This is a genomic window from Brevibacterium sp. CSND-B09, assembly GCF_052906525.1.
The window spans coordinates 1317126-1341825 of record NZ_JBREGI010000001.1 but is presented as its reverse complement, the minus strand read 5'-3'; the positions used below and the strand labels follow the sequence as shown (position 1 = coordinate 1341825).

Genomic DNA, 24700 nt, shown 5'->3' with positions numbered 1-24700 from the left:
GAATCGGTCGCCGAAGTGGTAGCGCCACGGCTGCTGGGGCACGGCCGCGATCGCCAAGTCCACACAGACGACGAAGGTGGCGATCCGCCGAACGAAACTCAGGCTGACGAGGGTCAGAACGAGGCTCGCGCAGCCTGGACTGGGTCGTGCGCTCGGGTTGCAGACCCGGATCGGATTGGGACGGCCGCTGTCACGATCTGATCACTCTTGTCCGGAGTCATCGCCCGAATGCCACGCGAACGCAGATGGTCGCGATTGGCATTGAACCCGTAAACCCGTTCAGCCAGAACCGCGTGTGGGCGTGTGCGAGCACGACCGCCACCAGCCCGTGGCGCTCTAATGTCGGCCAAGACCTGCGGCAGAATCACCCCGTCGTGACGCTGCCCGCCAGTGACCACCACAACCAGCGGTCGACCCTTACCGTAGACGGCATTCCCGGGCCAGCACTCGGTCCCGGGTGCCGTAGACGGCGTAGCGGTGGTGGCGTTTCCATGCCGTCTGCCAGGGGCCGAAGTGCTCACGAGGCAGATCGCGCCAGTCCTGGAATGGTCAATATAGGAGATACGCCCTAGGTCGCTGCGTTCTCCCTGGCGACTTTCTCCTTGATCTCTTGATACTCTTCGTAGTCATCGCTCTTCTTGGTGATCTTCGAGACTGCGAAACCGGTGAATCCCCATAGCAACGCAAAGAACACGCCGGAGTAACAGAGAACTGCCCACGGTGCATATTCGAGTGTGGGAACTCCCAATGCGGAAGCCATGAATACACCTGCCAGGGTCCAGGGGAGGATCGGTTCCACGACGGTGACGGCGTCTTCCATCGTGCGGCCGAGATTCCGAGCTTCAAGGCCGCGTCGGATGTATTCATGGCGGAGCATTCCACCCAGAATCAGGAACGAGACCGTCGATGTGCCGGTGGCGGCGATGAGCAGAACTCCGCCCGCGACGGTGACTGCGATGAGCTGGCCGTTCGAATGGACAACCTTCATCAACGCGCTCATGACAACGTCGAGTGAACCGGACACAGTCAACGCGGCGACGAACGCGAAAGCACATACGACAACAAGGAAGATCGTCGTCATCGACTCCATTCCGCCTCTTTCGAGCAGCGTGGGGATAGCTTCAGAAAGTGAGCCCACATCGACGCTGGAGTTCTGACTGGTCGAGAACATGTCCATCGTGAATCCCGACATCATCGAGAGCGCAGTGTCTTTTAGAGAGAAGCCTTGACCGAAGACTGCCAGCAGTGATGCAGATGCGGCAGAGGCCAGCATCACAGGCACCGTCGGCATCCGCATCAATGACCCTACGACGATGATGACCACCGGGATCAGCAGCAGCAAACCGAACGGCATGCTCATGTGGAAGAGCTCCTGCAACTGGTGAAGGAACTTATCCATTGTGTGGACTTCGGCAGGTGCTCTGTCCGAATACCAGAAACCCGCGATCGTGTAAACGATGACGCAGACAATCGCGCCGGGGCCCGTGGTCCACAACAAGTGCTGGATATGTTTGTACAAATTGACTCCAGCCGCCACGGCAGACAAGTTCGTGCTGTCGGATAGTGGGGACATCTTGTCGCCGAAGTATGCGCCGGAGACCAAGGCTCCGGCGACTGCAGGCAATGGAGCCCCCATCGCGGTGGCCACACCGATGAAGGCCGCCCCAACGGTGCCCACTGAGCCCCAAGAGGTACCAGTTGCGACGGACAAGATAAGCGTGACCAGGAAGGCGGTGACAATGATGAATTTCGGGCTGATCGCTTCGACTCCGAAATACACGAGCAGCGGAATTGTGCCGCTGGCCACCCAAGACCCGATCACTACGCCGACGCATAGGACAATGAGGATAGCCGGGAACGCCTTGGAGAATTGCGTGACTAGCGCGTCTTCTATTTCCTTCCAACTATGACCGAGCCAAATGGAGAGAAGTGCGGCGTACGCGGCTGCGATCATCAGCAGGACTTCGACTCTGATGTCGAGTACGGTCACACCGCCGATTATGACCACAAGCATGACTACGATCGGCGACACCGCTAACGCGAGGTTCGGAATCCTCGCCTTCTTCTCGCCAACAGGGCCCGTATCACCAGAGGAATTGATTTGCTTGCGCATAAGATCACTCACCGTCAATCTGCAGCTTGATGACAATGGGCAGATCTGTCGTCAGCGGTGTCGGTGTTCTGATTGCCTCGGTGAGTCGGATGGAGACGTGCTCGCCCGACCCTTGTTTTGAGTCCCCGCTGTTGACGTCGAGCAGCTGGCTGGCGACTCCTTCGGCATCGCCGAGCAGCTCCCACCCGAGCACAGTCAACGATTCGTTGAGCCTCAGTCTCAGGCGTTCCGGCCGCCCAATTATCGTCACGTACCGTGCACCAGGACGCTTGGTGACGAAGACACCATCATCGGACGAGACCAGATCCGAGGTCGGCGAAGATTCGTAGATGGACTCGCCGTTCGTCTCCATCCATCGTCCGATTTGGAGCAGCCGCTCCTGTTGGATTGCGGCGATGCGCCCATCCGCGGTCGGACCGACGTTGAGCAAGAAATTGCCTCCGCCAGCTACCGTGCGTACGAGCATCGCGATCAGCTCCGCAGCACTTGAATAGTCCTCGGCTGATTCTGCGCGATTGAAGCCGTAGGATCCTCCGATTCCGCGGCTTTCCTCCCACGGGTGGTCCGTGCCGAAGCCTTCGATGTCTTGGTATTCCGTGCTGTAGATGTCTCCATGGACGCCCGGCATGCCCCGGTGGATGCGGTCGTTGACAACCACTTCGCTGCCGTTCGGTGCTTTCTCGTAAAGCCACGAGAGCATCTTGCGGGTATCTGTGTAGGCCTCGTCAAAGTCCCATTCGCCACCATCGGTGTAGATGACCGACGGGGCGTAGTTTTCGTTGAGCTCAACCCATTGCTGATGCAAGATCTCGCGCGGATATTCAGCCGGGTCTATGCCGTGCTTTTCAGCGTCTTCCTGAGGGATGAAGTAGCCGTCATCAACCCGGTGAGACTGATGGGTTTCCCACTCAGGAATCGAATAGTAGAGTCCCATCTTCAGACCCGCTTCGCGAACCGCTGTGGTGAGGTCACCGACCAGGTCCCGTTGGGGGCCGACATCAGCGGAATTCCAGTTTCGCTTGTTCCTGTTTGCGGTCGGCCACAGGCAGTATCCGTCGTGGTGCTTGGAGGTCAGGACGACGTACCTTGCGCCGGCGCGAGCAAACAGTTGTGCCCAGGCCTGCGGGTCGAAGAGCTCCGCGCCGAAGTCGGCAGCAAAGTCACGGTAACTTTTGCCCGGATACATTGCCTGATGGAATGAGGGATCAGCATTGCGGTAGGACCCGTAGACACTTGCGTAATACCACTCAGCGTAAGAACCGAATTGTTCATCGTTGAGGGTCCGCCAAGCTGGTACCGAGAAGACGCCCCAATGGACGAAGATGCCGAACTTCGCCTTTCCGTACCAATCAGGCAGTTCTCGGGCATCTAGCTCTTCCCAGCTCCTTGGAATCTGATTGCTGAATCCGCTGTCTGTCTCCCGGGACATTCGGCTCCTCTTCTTTTCTGGCTCAGATGCGCTGAGTTTCACGAACGCATTGCGCTTTAGGGGCAGGGGCGGATCAGGCAGCTGCATCCTTGAACAACACCAAATGATCCGATGTTTGTAATCTATAACACCTTGTTGCTCTTGGTCAATGAATCTGCGTCTGCGCGGATATGCGCCGTTTTCATCACTTTCTCCACTATCGGGTGCAGGCTTGAATGTGTAAGATCGACAGAGACATCCCATGTGTTGTTGGTGAATGGTGTGCGGCTGGCTGAGCTATCTGAATGCGACGACGGCGAGAACAGACAGAAGGTGTATTAGGTTGGGGCCATGGCACTGACGGACGACGCACTCGAGAAGATCAAAGCCCTCATCGTCAGCGGTGAGCTCGGGCCAGGGGACCGCCTCCCGCCGGAGGTCGAACTCTCCGAACGGCTCGGCCTCTCCCGCAACTCACTGCGAGAGGCGGTGAAGGCCCTCGACTTCATCAACGTCCTCGACGTCAGACGCGGCTCCGGCACCTATGTCACTTCCCTCGCAGCCGAGGACATGGTCGAAGCAGTGTCGTTTCTCGTCGACGTCCACGCGTCGGGGTCTCTGCGGGAGATTCTCGAGGTTCGGCGCATCTTCGAAGCTGAAACCGCCTATCGTGCGGCCTCACTCATCGACGAGACCGGCCTTGATGAGCTCCGAGCCACGATCGCTGACACCGACCCGACTTCGATCGAGTCGTTGGTCGCACAGGACTTCGAGTTCCATTCCACGATCGCCCGCTATGCGGGCAATGACTACTTGGCAGCGATGCTCGAAGCGGTCTCGGTAAAGACCACACGGGCCAGGACATGGCGAGGAATGAGCGAAGACGGAGCAGTGGAGAAGACGCTGAGCGAGCATCGCGCAATCATCGATGCGCTCGCCGCCGGTGACGCACGTCTGGCCCAATCGATCATGGTTCTGCACGTCACCGGAGTGCAGCGCTGGGTCGATCATGTCGACGTCGACGATGAGGATGCCATCGGCGCCGATGCCGATATCACCCAGAACCCACCAACGTCAGGCGACTGATCACCCGAATCGGTTGATCTGACATCTAACGAATAACAAACGCCGAGGCGGCTGTGCGCGGAGAATCGTTGTTCCCGCCCACAGCCGCCTCGGCGTTTTAAACAACTCATTCGGCGCGCAGTCGCAACCCCTGCATACCTCCGTCGACGGCCAGCGTGGAGCCGGTCGTCGAGCCCTGCAGGGGACTGGCCAAGAAGGCAATGGAACGGGCCACTTCCACCGGCTCGACGAGTCGACCGTGCGGCTGCCGGGCATTGAGCTGACGCAGCTCTTCCTCGGGGTTTTCCGCCTTCGACATCAGGCCACCCATCACCCACGGGGTGTTCGCGGTGCCCGGGCACACTGCGTTGACACGGATGCCTTCGCGGACGTGGTCGGCTGCCATGGCCAGGGTCATCGAGTAGATGGCGCCCTTGGTTGCGGAGTAGAGCACTCGCTCGGGCAGTCCGGCAGTGGCAGCGATCGACGAGGTGTTCACAACGGCGGCGTGCTCCGACTTGCGCAGGTACGGCAGTGCCGCAGCGGTGACGCGGGCGACGGAGACGACGTTGACGTTGAGGACCCTGTTCCACTCGGCATCGTCGTTCGCATTGACCTGGCCCTGAGCACCGATTCCCGCGTTGTTGATGACGATGTCGATTCCGCCGTATTCGGTGGCAGCGGCATCGACGGCGGCCTCGACTGAGGTGCGGTCAGAGACATCGCACTGCAGGCCGAGAGCACCGTTCGGGGCGCCGTCAGGGTTGAGGTCGAGGACAGCGACGTTCGCTCCGGACTCCAACAGCAGCTCGGTGACGGATTTGCCGATGCCTGAGGCTCCTCCCGTGACGATCGCGGTCAGTCCGGCGAATTCTTCTGATGTGCTCATTTCATTTCGGCTTTCTTAATAGTTGTGATCCGTGTGCGTCGAGACGTGTACGTCGAGGAACTTCGGCCGAGTTGGCCGACCCTGTCTGCTCAGCCCAGGAGCAGGTCGGCGCCGACTCCGGCCGGAACCTCGACTTGGAAGAATTCCTGGCGCTGTCGGCCGAGTCCTTCGATCTCGACCTCGGACACATCGCCGGGGACCAGGTAGGGGTACTTTCCTGATAGGGCCACGCCCTTCGGGGTTCCCGTGGAGATGATGTCGCCGGGTTCGAGCTGCATGTACTGGGAGAGGCGGAAGACGATGTCCTCGACAGGGAAGATCATGTCCGAGGTCGATGATCCCTGGCGCGGTTCGCCGTTGACCCAGCTGGCGAGCGAAAGATCGTGAGCGTCGATGGAATCCGCGGTCACGAGGACCGGCCCGAGCGGCATGGAGTCCTTCACGCACTTGCCCTTCGACCACTGTCCGCCCGAGTGGACCGACTGGTAGTCACGCTCGGACAGGTCGTTTGCGGCGAGGTATCCGCCGATCACGTCCAGGGCTTCCTCCCGGCTTTCGAGGTAGGCGGCCTGCTTGCCGATGACGATTCCCAGCTCGACCTCCCAGTCGAACTTCTTCGCCCGCGGCGGGATGCCGATCGCGTCATACGGACCGGTGATCGTGTTCGGTGTCTTGAAGAAGATGATGGGTTGTTCAGGGGCCGGGTCACCGGACTCGGCCGCATGCTCGACATAGTTCTGGCCGATGCAGATCACTGCGGACGGGCGGGTGATCGGGGCACCGATGCGCTGGCCCTCGATATGGACCTTCGGCAGGCTTCCCGCTTCGAGGGCCCGTGCCACACGTGCGGACCCGTCGGCCCAGAACGCCGGGTCGATATCACTGACAACGCTGCTGATGTCGAAGTGGTCGTCGCCGACGCGAACGACAGGCGTCTCCTGATCGCGTGCGCCGATTCTCATGAACTCCATGGGGTATCTCCTTCTGCGGGTGTTTTGATGGGACCCAAGACTCGGTCTCTTGCTGTGGGGGTGGGCGGACAAGCGCCAACCATGTCCGGTACGGACCTAGGCACTCATTCGCCGAATGACTTCGGGTCGACGGCGAGCAGCCCGGCCGCGACGGCGTCGGCCCAGAAAGCATCGGGCACCGGCTGCCGGAAGAGCTCCGTGTTGCGGCGGACCTGTTCGGCAGTGCGCATGCCCACGGTCACATTTGTGACGGCCGGGTCTCGGTAGCTGAATGCCAGCGCTGCTGCCGGAAGCGTCGTGTCGTGCGCGGCCGCGAGTTCTGCGAGCTTCTGAGCCTTCTCCACGATTGGGGCCGGGGCCTCCTCGTAGTTGTACTTCGCCTGCGCGAGCGGATCCTCGTTGGCGAGGATGCCCGAGTTGAAGACGCCGACGTTGACGACTCCCACGCCGCGGCGCTCGCACTCGGGGATGAGATCTTCACGTCCACCCTGTTCGAGCAGCGTGTAGCGGCCGGCCTGCATGACGAGGTCGATATCGGTCTCGCGGACAAAGCGGGCGAGCATCTCGGCCTGGTTCATCCCCGCGCCCCAGGCTCCGATGACGCCTTCGTCCCGGAGCTGATTGAGCATGGGTACTGCCCCGTCGATCGCTTCGGTCCAAAAGTCGTCGGGGTCATGGATAAAGACGATGTCGATCTTCTCCAGGCCCAGCCGTTCGAGGGATTCTTCGATAGAGCGTCGTATGCCGTCACGGGAGTAGTCGCGCACGCGCACCCGGTCTCCGGGCACCGCGAAGCCCTCGTCATCGAGCTCGCGCGGCAGGTCAGCCGGACGGATCAGACGTCCGACTTTCGTTGAAAGCAGGAACTCGTCTCGCGGGCGGTCGGACAGAACCTCGCCGAGGCGGCGCTCACTGAGTCCGAGACCGTAGTGGGGAGCGGTGTCGAAGTAGCGGATGCCCTGATCCCAGGCCTCCGTGACGGCTCCGACGGCTGTTTGATCGTCGATGCTCCGGTAGAGGTTCCCGATCGGCGCTCCGCCGAAGCCGAGGTTGCGCTGGTCGTGCAGTCGGCGGACGACAGGGTTCTTGATGGTCATGATCGATTCCTCAATCCATAGAATTCGGTGGCGGTTCCGCCGCTGACCGCGGCCGCCTCGTCGGCGGTGAGTCGCTTGCGGAACTCTGAGTTGACTGCGTCCATCCACTCGGAGGCCGTGAGGCCGTGAGCGAGGGTGGAGACTGGATGGTCGGTGCCGAGCATCGTCCGCTGTGCCCCGAACACCTCGATCATCTCGAGAAAGTCGCGGACGAGTTCATGTGCGCGGGCGACATCGACAGGGCCGGTGATCTGCCCTGGCAGCCCGGAGAATTTCACGTGCAGTCCGGGCAGATTGGCAAGGTTTCGCATCGACTGGGCCCAGCTCTCGCGATCGGAGATCGGACCGTCAGGCAAGGGTTTGCCGAGGTGGTCGATGACGAGTCCGGCGGCTGAACCGCGGGCCTCAACAATCGAGACCAGGAACCGGGAGAGTTCCGGCAGCTGGGCGCTGCGGACGCAGATGTCGAATGTCAGCCCCGCCTCGAGGACAGTGATGATTCCGTCCCTCAGCATCGGAGCCACCGGTGACGACGCGAGCTCGAGATCACCGAGGGGACGGCCTTCGAGATTGCACCGTACGCCCACGACGAGTGGATTCTCGCCTAGTTTCGCAAGCACCTCGCCGAGGTGGAGGTCGTTGAGGTCGACGGCCGCCACGAGTCCCCAGATGGCTGGGAACCGGTGGGACAGCTCGGTCAGCCATTCCACCTCGGCGGTGGTCTGGTCCTCACGTGCACCGGCCTCGATGACGACGGCTCCGATCGTCGACGACGGAATCTCCTCGGGCAGACTGGTCTGCGGCAGCTGAGGAATCTCTGCCATCCACGGGTAGTCGAGACTGTTCCTGTCCCACAGGTGCAGATGCGCGTCGACGACGGGCGGTGCGGGTGTACTCATGCGGTGACGACCCCTACGGTGAGCAGGAGGTTAGCGTACTGGCGTTCGTCACCGGTGGCGATGACGACGGCGACGTCGGGTTCGCGTGCGGCGTCGTAGAAGGCGAAGCGCTCGTGACCGGTGAAGGAGACACCGGGCAGAATCTCTTCGTAGCCGGTGAGAGCGGGTGCCTTCGACGAGTCAGCGGTGAGCATATACTCGCAGGATTCGACCGTCAGCGTCCGGCTCAGCGGGGCCAGGATCTGGTCGACCGTGAGCAGACCGGGTGTGACGTTCAGTCCGATGCGTTCGGCGGTGGCGGGCACGCCGGTGACGTGTGGATAGTTGCCGTCGGCAAGCAGGATCTTCGATCCGTGGCCGCACCGCGCGAGTGCCCCTAGCAGCTCCGGGTGAGTGATCGGTGTGGTGAGCATGGAGCCTCCGCTCAGTTCTGGGTCGAGGACTGGGAGTGCTTGGCGGCTCGTTCGGTCCGCCAGTAGGCCTCGATCTCTTCGAGAGATTTGTTCGATGTTTCGGGCACCCGCGCGAGGACGAACCACAGAGCGGCCGCCGACAGCAGCGCGAAGATGAAGAACACGATCGATCCTATGGCGTCGAGGGCGACGGGGAAGGCCCAGGAGAAGATCGCATTGAACAGGTACTGGGCGAAGGTGATGATTCCGGTGCCGATGGCGCGGATCGATAGGGGAAGGACCTCGGGGACGAGGAGCCAGAAGACCGGTCCCATGCCGATGCCGAAGGCGAAGGTGTAGACGAAGACCGCGAAGATGCTGATCCATCCTGCGTCGGGCAGCAGCCAGAGTCCGATCATTGCGATGGCCTGACCGATCATCGAGATTGCGAGCAGCTTGACGCGCCCGAGCTTGTCGATGATGGGTAGGGCGATGGCGGTGGAGGCGACGAGGGCGATGCCGACGCCGTAGTTCGCATAGGCTCCTGCGTTGGCGCCCATGCCGGACTCCGCGAAGATGATCGGTGCGTAGTAGACGACAGCGTTGATGCCGGTGAATACCTGGAAGAAGGTGAGGATGAGGAGGACGATCATCGGTCGGCGCGCTGAGCGCATGACCATGCCGATGCCGCCTTCCTGCTGGGCGAGGCTGGCCTTGATGTCGTTGAATTCCAAGCGGGCGATCTCTTCGGTGCCGCGCAGGGAGCTGAGCACCTTTCTCGCATCGTCGTCACGGCCGCGGGTGATCAGCCAGCGGGGGCTGGCTGGGGCGAGTGCCATGCCGATGAGGAAGATGACGGCGGGCAGGGCTCCGATGCCGAGGATCCATTCCCACCGTCCCGAGGTCTGGAAGGCGTCGCCGACGATGTAGGCGGCGAGGATTCCGAAGTTCACGGCCAGCTGGTAGAGGCCGGTGAGGAGACCGCGGATTCGCGTGGGGGAGAGCTCGGACAGATAGATCAGCCCGAACATGTTCGCAATGCCGACGCCCAGGCCGAGGAAGAATCGAGCGGCGCCGAGCACCACCGGGTTGGGTGCGATGGCGCAGGCGAGCGAGCCGATGAGGAAGATGACGGCTGCCACGATGAGGAGGTGGCGACGGTCGAAGCGCCTGGCAGCGATCGTGGCACCGATGATCGATGGCAGGGCGCCCCACAGGAGCAACGAGGTGATAAGTCCCTGTTCGCCGACGTTGAGGCCCATCTGATCGATGAGGAGCGGTAGCGCCCCGGAGATTGCTCCCGAGTCGTAGCCGTAGAGCAGTCCGGAGAACCCGGCGAGGACTGCGATGAGGATGACCTTGCCGGGAATCGGTTCCTTCGAATGGTCGCGAGCCATGTCAACAGCGGTGTCAGATGATTCAGTCACGTCGTCGTTCCTGTCATGCGGAGAGTTTGGGTTGTGTAGTGGATACCTGAAGGTCCGAGCGCGTGCTCAGGCGGACGCCGCGTCGAGTGACGTCGCACCTGCGGTATCGGTCAGCTCCGTCCATTTCGGTCCTTCCGGGAAGGCGAAGGCGTGGAGCGTCTCGGGTTTGATCTCGGCTCCGGTGCCTGGTGCCGAGGGGGCCCAGTAGCGTCCGGAGCGGACATCTACCGGTGTGACGAAGTGTTCGTGCAGGTGGTCGACGAACTCGATGCAGCGATCGTCCATCGAACCCGAGACGGCGACGAAGTCGAACATCGACATGTGCTGGACGAGTTCGCAGAGGCCGACTCCGCCGGCGTGCGGGCAGACGGGGACTCCAGCATGGGCGGCGAGGAGAAGATTGGCGATGTTTTCGTTGACTCCGGCAACGCGGGTTGCGTCGATCTGCATCACGCGCAGGGCGTCGGCCTGCAGGAACTGCTTGAACAGGATGCGGTTCTGGCAGTGCTCACCGGTGGCCACCGGGGTCGGCGAGATGTGCTTCTGGATGTAGGAGTGAGCGAGGACATCATCGGGCGAGGTCGGTTCCTCGACCCAGCGCAGATCGAACTCGGCCAGATCACCGATCCAGTCGACGGCCTCGGCGGAATCCCAGTGCTGGTTCGCGTCGATGGCGATGGGGAAACCCTCACCGCAGATGTCCCGGGCGATGCGCAGTCGTCGGATGTCATCGTTGCGATTGGCCCCGACCTTGAGCTTGATCTGTTCGAAGCCTTCGTCGAGGGCCTCGCGGCAGAGCCTAGCGAGTTTCTCGTCGGAGTAGCCGAGCCAGCCGGGAGAGGTGGTGTAGGCCATATAGCCCCGGTCGCGCAGCTCCTGTATGCGTGTAGCCTTGCCGGATTCGGCCTTCTGCAGGATCGCCAGGGCATCGTCGGCGGTCATGAAATCGCTGAGGTAACGCAGATCGACGAGGTTGAGGAGTTCCTGCGGGTTCATCGAGCCCAGCAGCTCCCACAGCGGCATGCCGGCGCGCTTGGCCTTGAGATCCCACATGGCGTTGACGACGGCGCCGATCGCCATGTGACTGACGCCCTTCTCCGGGCCGAGCCAACGCATCTGTGAGTCATGGACGAGTTCCTTCCAGAAGCCGCCCATGTCGTCGATGATCGCTTCGACATCACGTCCGATGAGGGTTTCGGCGATGACCCGGATGGCTTCGGTCTGGATATCGTTGCCGCGACCGATGGTGAAGACGAACCCGTGCCCGGAATCCGCCGGCGCTGCGTCCGTCGTCACGATGAGGTACGCCGCTGAATAATCAGGGTCGGGGTTCATCGCGTCGGAGCCGTCGAGGCTCAGTGAAGTGGGGAAGCGCAGGTCGATGACCTCGACCTCGGATATCTGAGACATGATTCCCTTTCTCGGGCACAGCAGAAAACTATAGATCGGATGTGTTGCTCGAGAAATGGAGATTTTCTCGATGAAATCTCATCCGATTTCCTCTTTTGCAGTCTAGACATCCTATGTTTCATCGGTCAAGGTGTCGACCGCAACGAATTTCGGCCGATTCTCGCACCAACCTGGCGACTCTCTCGTGTTTCATCCGATGTCAATGCGATCGGAATGGATTCGGCCCGCTCCCGGAGAGGTCTCCGAGGCGGGCCGAACAAGAAGAGGCAGAAGGCTGCGGTTACCCCCACACGCCACGCGTATCGTGGACGATCTTCTGCGTGAGCAGGGTCCGGTCGATCCGGGTGAACTCGTTGTGGTCGACCAGCAGCAGCACGATGTCGGCAGCACGAATAGCCTCGTTGACCTCGGTGAGAGTGACATTCGAGCGCTCCGCGAGTTCCGCTGGCAGCCGGTCGATGTTCGGCTCGACGGCCATGATGTTGGCCTGAGGGAGCTCGTCGGCAAGCTGACCGACAATCTGCCGGGCAGGACTCTCGCGCAGATCATCGATGTTCGGCTTGAACGCCAGCCCAAGAGCGGCAATCTGCACATCCTGGATACGCCGCGCCTGGGGGAGCAGTTTGTCGAGCACATACCCGGGCTTCGCATCATTGACCTCGCGGGCGGTGCGAATGAGCGATGACTGGTCCGGCGCAGTGGCAACGATGAACCATGGGTCAACGGCGATGCAGTGGCCGCCCACGCCGGGGCCGGGCTGCAGGATGTTGACCCGCGGGTGGTGGTTGGCGAGCTTGATGAGCTCCCACACGTTGATGTCGAGCCCGTCGGAGATCACCGACAGCTCATTGGCAAAAGCAATGTTGACGTCGCGGTAGGCGTTCTCGGTCAGCTTCGCCATCTCCGCGGTGCGCGCATCGGTCATGAGGAATTCGCCCTCACAGAACAGCTCATAGAGGTCACGAGCCCGTTCGCCGGCATTGCCGTTGAGCGTGCCGACGATGCGGTCGTTCGTGCGCAGTTCGATCATGATGCGACCTGGCAGCACACGCTCGGGGCAGTGAGCGAAGTAGATCGTCTGCGCACTGCCGGACTTGAGCGAAAGATCCGGTCGAGCAGCCAGAATCGTCTCGGCGAGGAACTCCGTGGCCCCGGGAGGCGAGGTCGACTCGAGAATGATGAGCTCATTGCCCTCGAGCAGCGGGGCGATCTGCTTACCCGCGGTTTCGATGAACGACAGATCCGGCTCGTGCCCGTCCTTGAATGGCGTGGGCACCGCGACGATGTAGTTGTCCGCATGTGGGGTCTCGGTCGTCGCCCGCAGATATCCCTGAGACACGACACCCGCCACCGTGGTCGCCATATCCGGTTCGACGAACGGGACCTTGCCTTCATTGATCGTCGCCACAGCATCGGCGTTGATGTCGACACCCACCACCTCCGCGCCGGAACTGGCCAAAACCGCTGCGGTCGGAAGGCCGATGTAGCCAAGACCGATGACGGCGACTGAGGGACGTTGCGAAGTGGCGGTGGGCGGCATGTGCGTGGGGCTCCAAACTCTTGCTGAACGACTTCTGATGTTACCCCAGGCGGACTCGAGGCGACTGGACCACGATGACTCACATTGTCACCACAGACGTGATCTCTTCGGCAACTTTAGATGAACGAAATGTGAAGGATCGCTGATTCGATCCGTGGCTACGGACCGTATATGATGAGATAAACCGAGACGGTATGGGCTAGGTTACCAGAGTTGCATGCCATTACCCTCACCGGTATTTGATTTGAGAACTCCACCCGCCGAGGCGGCCCCGCGGTTCTCCCGACCAGGAGTTTGTGCGTGACCCCCACAGTCCTCACCGTTTTCGGCACCAGGCCGGAAGCCATCAAGGTGGCTCCCCTCATCCGGGCGATCGAATCGAGTTCGACCCTGCGCTCCCGCACTGTCGTCACGGCGCAGCACCGAGAGATGCTCGACCAGGTTAACGACCTGTTCGGAATCGTCCCCGACGTGGACCTCAACATCATGGCGCAAGGGCAGACACTCAACGGCATCGCTTCCCGCGTCATCGGAGAACTCGACGCAGTGCTGGCCGAAGAAGCTCCTGCCGCAGTGCTCGTCCAAGGTGACACCACCACCGTCATGGGTGCCTCCATCGCCGCCTTCAACCGGGGAATTCGTGTCATCCATCTCGAGGCAGGACTGCGCTCAGGCAACCTCTTCAGTCCCTTCCCTGAGGAGGCCAACAGGAAGCTGACCAGCCAGGTCTCCGCGCTCCACCTGGCACCGACCGCACGCTCGCGGGACAACCTGCTCGCCGAGAGCATCGACCCCGCCGACATCGTCGTCACCGGCAACACCGTCATCGACGCCCTCCACATCGCCGTCGAGATGAACGTCGCTCCCACCGATCCGGTCGTCGCCGACTATGTCGCCACCGACCGCCCGAAACTGCTGGTGACGACCCACCGCCGGGAGAATCTCGGCTCATCGATGGAAAACATCGGCGATGCGCTGGCAGAGCTGGCCGCAGCACGCCCCGAACTGCTAGTTCTGCTCCCTGCCCACCGGAATCCATTGGTGCGCGAAGCAGTGTTGCCTCGTGTTGAGACGCTCGACAATGTGCTCGTCACAGAGCCGCTGTCCTACGGCGAGTTCACCACCGTCATGGCCGCCTCCGACGTTGTCCTCACCGACTCAGGCGGTATCCAGGAAGAAGCCCCGAGCCTCGGCAAACCGGTCCTCGTCATGCGGGAGAACACCGAACGCCCCGAGGCGGTCGTGGCCGGCTCGGTCAAGCTTGTCGGGACGGACAAAACAAAAATCGTCACCGAGGTGGCGCGACTGTTCAACGACGCGTCCGCCTATGAAGCGATGGCTCGCGCCGTCAACCCCTACGGTGACGGTCGAGCCGCGGAACGCTCGGTTCATGCCATCGCAGAGCTTCTGGGCGTCGGCAGCCGAATCGCCGACTTCTCCGACCAGACGGCCTGACCTACCAGCGCGGTTCGGGACCGAACTCAGGGTCCCGGCGTCGCCGCAGACAGCACCGGTGAGTTGCTGCTGACCTGCTGTGCGAGACCGTAGAGCCCTGGGTGTCGAATCTGGATATGGGCGGCGGGAATCCCTGTTGCGAGGACCTGCCGAATGACCGATTCGCCCTCAGCCGGGTTCTCGCTGACATAGCGAGACACGAATCCGAGCTGATCGAGCTGCAGAGCCCGGACGCAATTGCTTACTGCCCTGTCTGCGCCGGCTCTGACTTCTTCGAGCCGGGTGATCACAGCGAGCCGCTGATCGACCGCGAAGTCACGGGTGAGTGCCCGGCGGGACACCGAATCGGGCCGGAGATGCCGGACATAGGTCGAGCCAGGTGCGAAATCAGCTGGGATCAGGTCAAGCCCATGCAGCAGCAGTTGGCTCATGAACGCCACGTCCTCACCGCTGTGCAGACCGGTCGGATAGTGCAGCTGCTTCACCACATGTGTGGGAATGAGCTTGCACGCGTTGAGTCCGAGCAGACCGTGCGCGTTGGTCAGCGGCATGCGGCGTCCACCGGTACTCGCCAGACGACGGTTATTGGGCAGATCAATCCGCGATTCCCCTGTGGCCGTGACATCCCGCAGAGGTGCTGCGACGATGGCGGTCGGGTCCGCTGAAAGCCACATATTGAGCAGATAATTGGGTTCGAGTTCATCGTCGTCATCGATGAAGGTCACGTAGTCCATGGACGAAGCCTCGATTCCGAGGTTGCGTGCCTCGGCTACTCCTTCGACAGGAGACCGCAGGAGCCGAACCCCCAATCGGGGATTGCTGCGAGCGAACTCCTCGACGACGGCATCAGATCCGTCCTCCGGGCCGTTGAGAACGACGAGCAGTTCCAGCTTGGACGGATGGATCGACTGTGCCGCAACGGAGGCGAAGAGTGTCGGAAGTCGTTGGGCGCCAAAGCGGGTAGCGAGGATCGCGGAAACGCCGTCGGAATCGTCGACCTTCAACGAGCGAAGCTCCTTGGCCAACGAGTGTAGCTCGCCGGCACTCACCTTGGGCAACAGACCCGGATCCTCGATGGTTTGCACCCCAGAGGGTTCCGGAGACTCTTTGTGGACGGTTCTTGACGGGTCGGTGGCCACACCGACAGCGGCAAGCACGGAGAGCACGTGATCGCCATCGGCGCTGTCGAGCGTTTCGGATGCCAGCCGGGTAATCGAATTCGGATTCCTGGCCATCAGCCCGACCGTCAGCAGTGCGCGAGTTCCCGTGACGGCGTCGGCCTTCTCCGCCATCTGCACCGCAGCGGTGTCTCCGCCGACCAGATCGGAGGCATTGAAGATGCCGGTGATACCCAGTGACCGACACCGGTCGTACAACGCCCTCACCCGTGCAACGGCAGTCCCTCGTCCCGGAATAGCCTGCAGATCCTCGAACACGCTCGAATCGACGATGAGAGCATCGACACCGGGACTGAGTTCTTCGACCGACGTAAGAGGCGTGGCTCGGATTCGCGGTGCGAGGGATGCCAGCCGGTGGACGAAATCCCGGTCGCCGAGCAACGCCAAGCGTGGTGCCGCATGGTCGAGCGAGATCCGCGGCCGAGTGATATTCAGAGCACCGACCGGCCTCTGCAGATGCGTGGTGTCCTTGAGATCCCGAATGTCTGCAAACGTGCGGGCATCAATGATGGCGTTGGGACGATCGCCGAGGATGCTGAGGCGACTGAGCTGAGGCGCGGTAGCCAGGACACGGTTCGGAATCGTCTTCGCCGTTTGCTGCGAAACTGCCGTTGAGACCGTTGCTGTTTCGTTGTCACGAGCGTCGGAGTCAATGACGGCCGTTGCGCTCGAGACAAGAGTCCCGACGAGCTGAGCGATGACGTTGCCGGAATAGGGATGAGCAAGGACTTCGGACAGGAGTGGCTCCGTATCGGTCTGCGGCGGCATCCACACGTAGGAGACACCAGCGCGGCCCGCGGCAATGGCTGCGGGCAGGGCTACATGCCAGGGAGCATCGATGAAGAGGTCGCAGCTTGAAGCAGCATCCAGCTTCTGTCCGATTTCGGCCGCGACGATCTCGACCCAACGATCGAAGCGGAGCTGTCCGCCGACCGCAATCCGAAAATCGACGAGCTCATACAGCACATCCGTCACCACGGATCTGGCATAGGTCGGACCCTCTTGGGCCGGAACAGGTGCAGGCCGAAGTGCGGCGTCCTGACGGCCCGAATTCTCGGACCCGCCCGTGTACGCGAACGGGACGACCTCGATCCCGACCGTGACGAACTGGGGATCGATGAGGATCGAGCCTGCAGCATCGCTTCCTGCAGACACGCGAACATAGCGGTCATCGGGGGTGGTCGAAAGCACAGACGTCTGGGCCTCGGCGCGTGGGACGAGCTCCGTGCGTCGTGAGTCGAGGACGAGCAGCCCGCGGACGAACATCTCCAGGGACTTCAGCTGAGAAGTGTCGTTCTTGGTGATCGAGAGATGCCGGTCCAGAACGCCTTTGGCCTCGTCGAAGTCCCCGATCCGGACCAGAGCATCTGTCTGCTGGAAGACTGCTCCGGCTATCCCACGTGGAACATCGGTGAAAGGAGCGGACCCTGTTGACCGGTGAGCGGACACCGCCAACTGCCGCCACGCGCGACCGACGACGTCGGAACGGTACTTCACGGCAGACTCGTGGGCTCGATCGACAACGCCCCGGTACGTTTTACTGTCTTCGTTGTTCGCAGAGACAAAATCGAGGACGTCAGCTGTATGAGAGAAGGTCCACTCGTCGCCGATGATTTCGCGGGCACCTTCACGGTCCCAGGCCAGTGGTACCGCTCCTGACATGGCGCCTTCGATGGCTGCGAGATGGAAGGTTTCCCTGCTGCTGGGGGAGAGCACCCAGCCGATCTTGCGCAGCCAGTTGGCCATATCGGGCGAGAACGGTTCGAAGGCGATTGACTTCAGCAGGTTCGGGCGCGCACCGATCCGCTCATAGAAGTGCCGATAGGCATCCTGATGAGCGGCTTTCTTCCACTCCCACGGGTAGTTCCATGGAGAGTGCCCGCGGATGTGCAGGGTGTAGCGGTCGTCGATCTCGAGCAGACCTTCGAGCAGGTCGAGGACTCGGTCGGGGCGTTTGAGCACTGGCACCATGCCCACAAGGCCCAGGTGGAATCGGGCGTCATCGTGCTTCGGGCGGATGAAGTCGTGGTGATTGACCGAGTTCGGGATGACCGCCATCTTGTCCAGCGGCCAACCGCGCATCTCATGAGCCTTGTGCCGGTAGAACTCCGAGGCCACCACGATGGTCGTGACATTGTCGATGTTGAGTTCGCTGATCCAGTCCGACAGCAGCTCGAACCCATGCAGGTGAACGATGAGCGATTGGTGCGGGGCGAGGTTCTGCGAATACCAGATGGCGTTCTGCACAGCGAATTCGGACAGGACGATGTCCGCCCACTGCAGATACGGTTCACTCTTCTTCGGCTGCGCGCGGGAATGGTGGTCGAAGAGATCGAACCGCACATCGAAGCTGTCATCGGCGAGGAACGATTCGACGAGATCCCCCGCGAACTTGAAGTCGCTGCCGGCGATCACCAGTTTGACCGGCTCTGCAGATTCCTCAGCGACCGGTTCGACGGAGGCTTCGTCGAACGGGTTGGGGCGGTCAGCCGAACGATGCGTCGTCTCGACAGTCGCAGAGGTGTCGACCTCACAGATCGGGAGGTCGATGGGAACGCAGCCGGTCTCCTCGGCGATGAGCAGACCGAATCGTCGGGCCGCCTCGGCGCGGGGAAGCAGGAGTCTGCCGCCACTCGGCGAACTCGTTGCCTGCACCGCTCCGGGAAGAGCTCGGATGATTTCGGTCGTATCGCCAGGATCCGTGGAACGGTGGATCAGTGCGCGCGGAATCCACCGCTGGTTCCGCCACCGTTCCCCGAGCGACACGAGACCATCGGCATCGGCAGACGAGAACAGGGACTCGATGATGTGGAGATCCACGGAGTCGAATCCTTCGGGTGAGAAGTCGGCCAGTTCGGCCGGAGCGATCGAAGCCCGAGGACTCTGGGGGTACGGAAGCAGACGCACCTTCGACGATGCAGCGGGAAACTCCGAGTCCAACATGGACCGCTGGAGCTCATCGTTGACGAGGATTCGAGCGGACGGCCCCACGACCTTCGCGAGATCTGCGAGTTCCTCCGGTGAGAACCCATCACTGGAAGAAGGACGATTTCAAAGGGACCGTCCACAGGCGACTGTCGAGCCGTCCCGAGCCGGCAACGTAGCGGCAAAGTGTCGCTCCCTGGACGAGAACCAGATCGGTGTCGAGCTCTTCGGCAGTGGAGACGATCGCCCTCGCCCGGTACCTCGGCAGGAGTCCGTGCTCATCATGGTGATGAGGGTCGAGGTCGTCGGGCACGATGATGCGAGCACCATGCGCGGTGAGCGCCGCAAAACGATCAATACTATCGGTCTCCCGCACAAGGACATGGACCGTCCAGTCGCGTTCGGTGAGCGTTGACACCATCGAATCGACCCAGGCTCGCCCACCGAGATCGGCCTCATAGGCGATGTCGGCGGCCACCAACACTGACTTGGGACGGATCATCGGGTTCTCACCGTACGTGAGGAGACATGGGGAGAGGACATGGCATCTTTCCGATCCGATTGAAGCGCCGAGTGCTGGGGTGCAGGGTATTGAAGTGAAGTGTGGTGGCAGGCGTCGGGAAATCGCTTATTCACAAGCTCGACCAGTGCCGTCCACAAGGGCGATTGAGTCGCTCCTTCCTCGTATTCGGCGACAGGGAGGTCTCCGAAGTCTGCTGTCGCTGTCGAGCGGAGTCGCGCGAGCATCGAACCGCCAGCGGCGGCTCGGGGGAGCAGCCAACACTGACCTCCGCGTGAGCGCAGGATCCGTGCGGCCTCGAACAGCTCCTCGGCCAGATGACGTGACTGATGATCGTCGGCATCGATCCACGGTCCGCAGTCGAACGCCGCAGAGTCGATGACGAGGGTGTCGATCGTCGTCTGCGACGCCTGCTCGATCAGCATTCCCGGCACCCCGATCACGATAGGGTGATGGCGCCTGATGACGGCCTTCGAATCATCCACACCGACCAACAAAACAGAGCCCGGAGCAATGCTCACAGTCGTCCGGGTCAGGGCCCCGAGGCTCGGTCCGCCGTCGAATTTCGCCACCTCAGGCGTCGAAGCACGACCGATGGCGGCGAGGACGATGCTGCGATTGTCCGGTGGGCCCTCGACGTTGCTCATGCCTGATCCTCCTCGACCGATTCGGATTCTGGCTTCGGCTCGGCGAGATCTGCCTCATCTCCAAACCGGTCGGCGACCAAGGACCAGAGAACTGACCTGGCCGCGTGAGCGTCTCCGATCGGGGAGCGCACGTCGAGGTCCATTGATGACAAGACGCTGCCTTCTTCGACCAATGCCCACACCTTGGCGGTCGAGCCTTTGTAGTCACTCCACTTCGATGGGAGATAGGGGTTGATCGGATGTCCCGCCCCCGAGCTGGCATCGGTGACGATGAGGTAGTCAAGCGCCTGAGAGACAGCGAGGAACTGCAGGAACGGCAGCGAATTGTTGAAGACGATGTTCTCGTCGAGATCGGTGGCGCCGACGCCTTCCAGCGTTCTGTTGACAAGGAGATCGAACTGCTTGCGCGAGAAGCTGGCCGGCTTTGTTCCTCCGGCCGCCTCGGGGATGTAGTTGGTGAAGATATGCAGCCGGACGCGGTCTCGAATGTGTTCCGGGAGCGCTCGGAGGGCGTCGGTGATCTCGGTGATTCCCCGCGCCGTGTAGAACTCACCGAAGTAGCCCAAGTGAATATGGTTGTCATCGACGGAGTAGTCGGTGGTTTCGATCTCGTAGTACCCGGAACTCAGCGTGGGATGGTGAGCGACGGTGGAGATCCTCTCCACTCGCTCACGCAGCTCGGGCTGTTCGATGGTCTCGATCATGATCATCTTCTGGTGGGCATTGGTGAAGACGATCCCATCCGCGTAGCCGTAGACGAGCAGCTCGGCGAACCGGAGGATCGTCAGGTCCGCCTCGCTCAGCGGGCCAAAGTCCGACTCCAAGCGTTCAATGAGCGGAATGCTGAAATCGTCACGCGCGATGGGTCCTCCGCGCTGCGATCCCTCGACGTCCAATGACAGAGGATCGGAGAACTCCGCAGTCCAGAACAGTTCGGGATGATCGAGTTTGACCTGGATGCCCGCATAGAGCGAGGGTGCCCACATCGCACGAGTGTAGAGACGCCGATACCGCGCTCCGTTGTTGATACGGGCCGAGGCCGAGCGTGCGGCCCGAGTGGCGAACGCCCGGAACGGCCCCCACGTCGCCCACGACGGCGAAAGAGGCAGCAGTTCCTTGGAGCAGACGTAGGGGCGTGAGATCGCATCGACCGTGGGGTCCTGCTTCTTGTTCTGGAGGAAAGAACAGGAGATGACATCGAATGATTTCAGCGAAGGCACGGAGTCGTTTCGAGGCAACGGTCGATCCGGTGTCTTGAAATGGGGCGAAGTTGTAGAGGATAGCCAGTGACTCCGCCGCCCCACGGATGAGCGGCCACGGGAAATCGAAATCCGCTCCCGAGAAGGTCAGCACGTCGCAGAGCCGTTGCCGCACCGTGCCGCCGCGCGAGTAGGCGAAGGCCGCGTCCTGGACTGCCTCGCCGAGGAAGCTCTCAACAGCAAGCGCATCGGCTCCCGAACATGTTGCCGCGGCCGCCTGCACCGATTGGACGGCTGTGACTGTCTGTTCGGCGATGATGCGGCAATTCTCGGCGGAGAGCTCGGACGAGGATGGAGCGTTGGATCGCGCTGAGCGCTGATTCGGTGTGGGCGCTATGTCGACGGGACCGGTGAGTCCTAGTTCGGCTGCGGTGAGAGCCATTGCCCAGGCGCGTAGGGCTGGCTCTCCGACGGACGACGCTTCGGCGAGGACGTGCTCGACTCTGGGGAAGTGGAGTTCGGCGGACACTGCCCGGCGCAGTTCCGTGAGTACTTGCTGTCGTCGGGCACCGGGACGGAACTCGGTTTCATCCCCATCAGCGGAGACGAAACGTACGTATAGCGGGCTGGCCTCTGTCAGCGGGTGGTGTTCCAGCGTTTCTGAGCTGAAGTCCACCGACAAAGCGGAGTGAGAGATGCTCTGTGCGCCGCTGCCGATCTGAGGCGTGGTCGTTGGTTGTGCGACGATCACTGTTGCGCGGGGATAGCGCGGTACTCGCCCGACGCCCCGTCGGAGGGCTCGTCGGAGACCGATGATTCGTCGGCGATCGAGATCGCGTACTGCAGCAGTCGCACCTCTCGGCGCAGTGTGTGAGCCAGCTGAATCAGATCTGCCTGAACCTCGTTCTGCGTCGGCTCCGCGGCGGCTGTGGCGCGGAGGACGGCGAGATCCTGGGTGAGCGCGTCCAAACGGCTGATCAGCGCAGCGTCATCAACGGCGGCCACGTTGCGGCGGGCAAGAGAATCACGCATCGCGCGGGTACCGGCATTGACAATGCGCGTCTGCAGATGGATGAGCAGGGGCACGACGGCCAACCACAGTCCGATCGCGATCGCTGTCGCGACCCAGAAGCCGAATGCGGCGGTCAATCCTGCTGCCACGGCCAGGGCAACGGCTGCTGTCAAGGTCACGCGATAGCCCCAACGGTCTCGGGAATTCATATGCTGCGTTCTCCAGTCGGTACACCGGGTTGGATACACGGTCGCCGCCGCGTGATTCCGGTGCCGATGACCTCGGCGGCGCATTCCCCTGAGGACAGTGTCGGGACACGTGCCTGCGGGGAATCCTGATCAGTGTATGTGCGGAACTTTGTCGATCGGGCCGACTTGATCGTTCCGCTACTAAATGTTCAAAGAATGACCTGCTGGAGTCTATCACACACGCTCGGGACGCACGATCCGTCACTGTTTAGGAGCCTTGAATTGCGTGTTAGAAACAGTAGTGCCCCGGTGCATAACCGAACGCGTGGACATCCCCATTCGCCAACAGCAGATAGTCATCGATACTCCACGTGTGCGCATGCTCGCCGCGGACCTGGACGAAGTTGAACCGGTCGGCCGAATAAATTCGAGCCCCGGAGGAGATGAGGCGGTGCTGCAGCTCGGTGTCCTCACCGAGGGTGCGATCGGCGAACGGATTGTCTACCAGCGTCGATCGACGCGTCATCAATGTCGGACCCATGACGAGGTCGGTGAACCGATGCTCCCGCTCGGGGAACCGGCAGATGACGAGATCGCGTGCGCGCATATGCAGGTAGTGAGCCTGTTTGCCGACGAGATCGGCATCCGAATAGCGCAGCGCGGCCAGCTGATCGCCGAGGTAGTGCGCCCCATAGACATCATCATCGTCCATCTTCGCAATGACCTCCCCGGACGCCGCCTCGACTCCCCGGTTGAGGCAGACACCCAAGGGCTGGTCAGAACCCACCTGAACAATCTGCAGATGCTCGATGCCCGCGCTCGCCGCCCGGGCGCGCAGATCCGTGGGCACGTCGAAACCGTGCGCAACGAGCACAAGCTCCTTGTCTGAATGCAGCTGAGCGGCATGCGTGGCCAACACCTCGCCGAGGTGGTCCGGTCGATTCGTCGACACGACCGCCGACACCGAGGTCGGGAACGGCCGGGCATAGTCGAGCCCTAAGGAATCCATCACCGTCATCGCCCGGTGAGTGTACGTGTGCTCGGCCCAGATGCGCCGCTGCGCCAGATGCACACTGCGGTCCCTGAGCTCGGGACTGCGCACATAGGCACGTAGCGTCCATTCGGCCTCCTCCTTCGTCTCCGGCTGCGGCACCTCCTCGGCGGGGAAGAACTCCCGGGTCGCCGCGCTGGGCGTGGTGACGACAGGAGTGCCGGCGGCCGTGATCTCGAAGATTCTCCTGGCGCACATGCTGGGGGAGTCGTTTACGGAGTTGACGTTGAGGAAGACCTTGAAGTGCTTATAAGCGGTGAGCAGGTTCCGGTAGGGCAGCGACCCGACGACCCGCTTGGCCAAGGTCCCGGGGAACTGGTAGCGCTCGTCATCGCCGAGAAAACGGGAGAAGATTTCCAGCCCGTGCTGCATCCGCCCCGAGACAGACTCGGCGGCACCGAGCAGCAGATCCATCTGAGCCCGACGCTCGGGATATTTGTGGGCGAAGTACATGCCCGCGAAAGCGATGTCACGAGCGGCGACGTTGCGTGAGGGCCGGGACGGGTTGTGGATCGCCGGTTGGGCCGCGAACGGCAGAGCCGCGACACGGTCGTGGCCGAGCCTCGACTGATATTCAGGCACTAGCCGGATGTCGCTGGTGAACACGACATCGCAGAGACCGGCCAACGGCAGGAAGTCCTCGAAGTGCGGGGGATCCTCTTTGTTCCAAAAGACCGTCGGAATTCCGCGGCGACGGCATTCGGCCAGCAGGTCGGTGACCTCAGCGCTGGGACCGGACGGGCCCGTGAGTTTGAACTTCCACTGCCCGGCATTGCCGTTCCACGCCGATTCGAGAAAGACGAAGTCGAGACCGTCGAGCTCCTCAGCCCACCCGGTCGGAGACAGGGCCCCGGTCGACCATTCGAAACCGAAGCTCTCGGCAGAGAACTCATCGAGGATGACACCGACCTGCAGTTGGTCGAAGACGGGAGTGCGCTGCGACAGCGGCAGCGGCGGGAACAGCTCGGCGAGGACTTCGGCGGAAAGACTGCCGGTGGCCACCGCGGCCGAAGTCTCCGCTGCACCTTGAGCGACGGTCCGGCGGCGACGCCATTTCGTCACCTGGGAGATTCCGCCCTTGCGCAGATGCCACAGAGCGGTTCTCAGAGTGCGAAGTGGCAGTCGGGGCACGGGGAGTCCTCTCAGCGGCGGCCAAGCAGCCAGGATTGCAACCGATTCTTAATGTTCGCATCGGTCCTTCTGTATAAAACCTGTCAGGCCCAATAGTACAATCGGGAAGTTGAACGTGGCTCGGCGAGTCTGCATCGGTGCATGTCACCGAGGTTGAAATCATCGCGTCAGTAAGAGAATCCG

General features: G+C 62.0%; 18 protein-coding genes. 2 read left to right on the top strand and 16 right to left on the bottom strand.

The genetic code is table 11. The annotated features are described in order from the left end of the window. Positions 1-568: 568 nt before the first annotated feature. Together nhaC and ACU4IU_RS06215 are read right to left on the bottom strand one after the other, a co-directional pair. Entirely contained in the window at positions 569-2113 is a 1545-nt protein-coding gene (gene nhaC, locus ACU4IU_RS06220; protein ID WP_446656185.1) for a Na+/H+ antiporter NhaC, read from the bottom strand. A gap of 4 nt (positions 2114-2117) precedes the next feature. Further along, on the bottom strand, positions 2118-3542 hold the full coding sequence (locus ACU4IU_RS06215; protein WP_446656184.1) for an alpha-L-fucosidase: 1425 nt from the start codon (positions 3540-3542) through the stop codon (positions 2118-2120). A 330-nt stretch (positions 3543-3872) separates the two neighbouring features. On the opposite strand from ACU4IU_RS06215, the gene ACU4IU_RS06210 reads away from it, so the two are divergent. Continuing rightward, complete coding sequence (locus ACU4IU_RS06210) at positions 3873-4607, top strand: FadR/GntR family transcriptional regulator (RefSeq protein WP_446656183.1); 735 nt, start codon at positions 3873-3875, stop codon at positions 4605-4607. Positions 4608-4713: 106 nt separating this feature from the next. On the opposite strand, the gene ACU4IU_RS06205 is transcribed toward ACU4IU_RS06210, so the two are convergent. From ACU4IU_RS06205 to wecC, 8 genes are all read right to left on the bottom strand, one after another. Next, a complete protein-coding gene (locus tag ACU4IU_RS06205) occupies positions 4714-5475 on the bottom strand; it encodes an SDR family NAD(P)-dependent oxidoreductase (protein WP_446656182.1) in 762 nt (253 codons plus the stop codon). An 89-nt stretch (positions 5476-5564) separates the two neighbouring features. Beyond that, positions 5565-6446, bottom strand: coding sequence for a fumarylacetoacetate hydrolase family protein (locus ACU4IU_RS06200; RefSeq protein ID WP_446656181.1), 882 nt, complete (start codon positions 6444-6446; stop codon positions 5565-5567). Positions 6447-6550: 104 nt separating this feature from the next. Continuing rightward, positions 6551-7543: an aldo/keto reductase gene (locus ACU4IU_RS06195; protein ID WP_446656180.1), complete on the bottom strand. Its 993-nt coding sequence runs from the start codon at positions 7541-7543 to the stop codon at positions 6551-6553. After that, a complete protein-coding gene (locus ACU4IU_RS06190; RefSeq protein WP_446656179.1) occupies positions 7540-8442 on the bottom strand; it encodes an amidohydrolase family protein in 903 nt (300 codons plus the stop codon). The genes ACU4IU_RS06195 and ACU4IU_RS06190 overlap by 4 nt, the downstream gene beginning before the upstream one ends. Beyond that, the gene (locus ACU4IU_RS06185; RefSeq protein ID WP_446656178.1) at positions 8439-8855 is read right to left on the bottom strand and encodes an RbsD/FucU family protein; all 417 of its coding nucleotides are present in this window, start codon (positions 8853-8855) and stop codon (positions 8439-8441) included. Before ACU4IU_RS06185 ends, ACU4IU_RS06190 begins: the two co-directional genes overlap by 4 nt. Before the next feature lie 11 nt (positions 8856-8866). Beyond that, a complete protein-coding gene (locus tag ACU4IU_RS06180; RefSeq protein WP_446656177.1) occupies positions 8867-10261 on the bottom strand; it encodes a sugar porter family MFS transporter in 1395 nt (464 codons plus the stop codon). A 66-nt stretch (positions 10262-10327) separates the two neighbouring features. Beyond that, positions 10328-11671 (bottom strand): enolase C-terminal domain-like protein, encoded by a 1344-nt coding sequence (locus ACU4IU_RS06175; protein ID WP_446656176.1) that lies wholly within the window; start codon positions 11669-11671, stop codon positions 10328-10330. Between the two features lie 280 nt (positions 11672-11951). Next, positions 11952-13211 (bottom strand): UDP-N-acetyl-D-mannosamine dehydrogenase, encoded by a 1260-nt coding sequence (gene wecC / locus ACU4IU_RS06170; RefSeq protein WP_446656175.1) that lies wholly within the window; start codon positions 13209-13211, stop codon positions 11952-11954. Positions 13212-13511: 300 nt separating this feature from the next. Here wecC and wecB point away from each other — a divergent pair, with 300 nt between their 5' ends. Then, on the top strand, positions 13512-14666 hold the full coding sequence (wecB, locus tag ACU4IU_RS06165; protein WP_446656174.1) for a non-hydrolyzing UDP-N-acetylglucosamine 2-epimerase: 1155 nt from the start codon (positions 13512-13514) through the stop codon (positions 14664-14666). 26 nt (positions 14667-14692) lie between these two features. Here the strand turns inward: wecB and ACU4IU_RS06160 are convergent, their stop codons facing one another. The 6 genes from ACU4IU_RS06160 to ACU4IU_RS06135 all read right to left on the bottom strand — a co-directional run bounded on the left by ACU4IU_RS06160 (position 14693) and on the right by ACU4IU_RS06135 (position 24517). After that, a complete protein-coding gene (locus ACU4IU_RS06160; RefSeq protein WP_446656173.1) occupies positions 14693-18787 on the bottom strand; it encodes a glycosyltransferase in 4095 nt (1364 codons plus the stop codon). Positions 18788-18875: 88 nt separating this feature from the next. Next, the gene (locus ACU4IU_RS06155) at positions 18876-19271 is read right to left on the bottom strand and encodes a hypothetical protein (RefSeq protein WP_446656172.1); all 396 of its coding nucleotides are present in this window, start codon (positions 19269-19271) and stop codon (positions 18876-18878) included. After that, positions 19268-19936, bottom strand: coding sequence for a hypothetical protein (locus ACU4IU_RS06150; RefSeq protein WP_446656171.1), 669 nt, complete (start codon positions 19934-19936; stop codon positions 19268-19270). The genes ACU4IU_RS06155 and ACU4IU_RS06150 overlap by 4 nt, the downstream gene beginning before the upstream one ends. Beyond that, complete coding sequence (locus ACU4IU_RS06145; protein ID WP_446656170.1) at positions 19933-21156, bottom strand: hypothetical protein; 1224 nt, start codon at positions 21154-21156, stop codon at positions 19933-19935. The genes ACU4IU_RS06150 and ACU4IU_RS06145 overlap by 4 nt, the downstream gene beginning before the upstream one ends. A gap of 726 nt (positions 21157-21882) precedes the next feature. After that, positions 21883-22326, bottom strand: coding sequence for a hypothetical protein (locus ACU4IU_RS06140; protein ID WP_446656169.1), 444 nt, complete (start codon positions 22324-22326; stop codon positions 21883-21885). A 298-nt stretch (positions 22327-22624) separates the two neighbouring features. Then, entirely contained in the window at positions 22625-24517 is a 1893-nt protein-coding gene (locus ACU4IU_RS06135; RefSeq protein WP_446656168.1) for a glycosyltransferase family protein, read from the bottom strand. Positions 24518-24700: the final 183 nt, after the last annotated feature.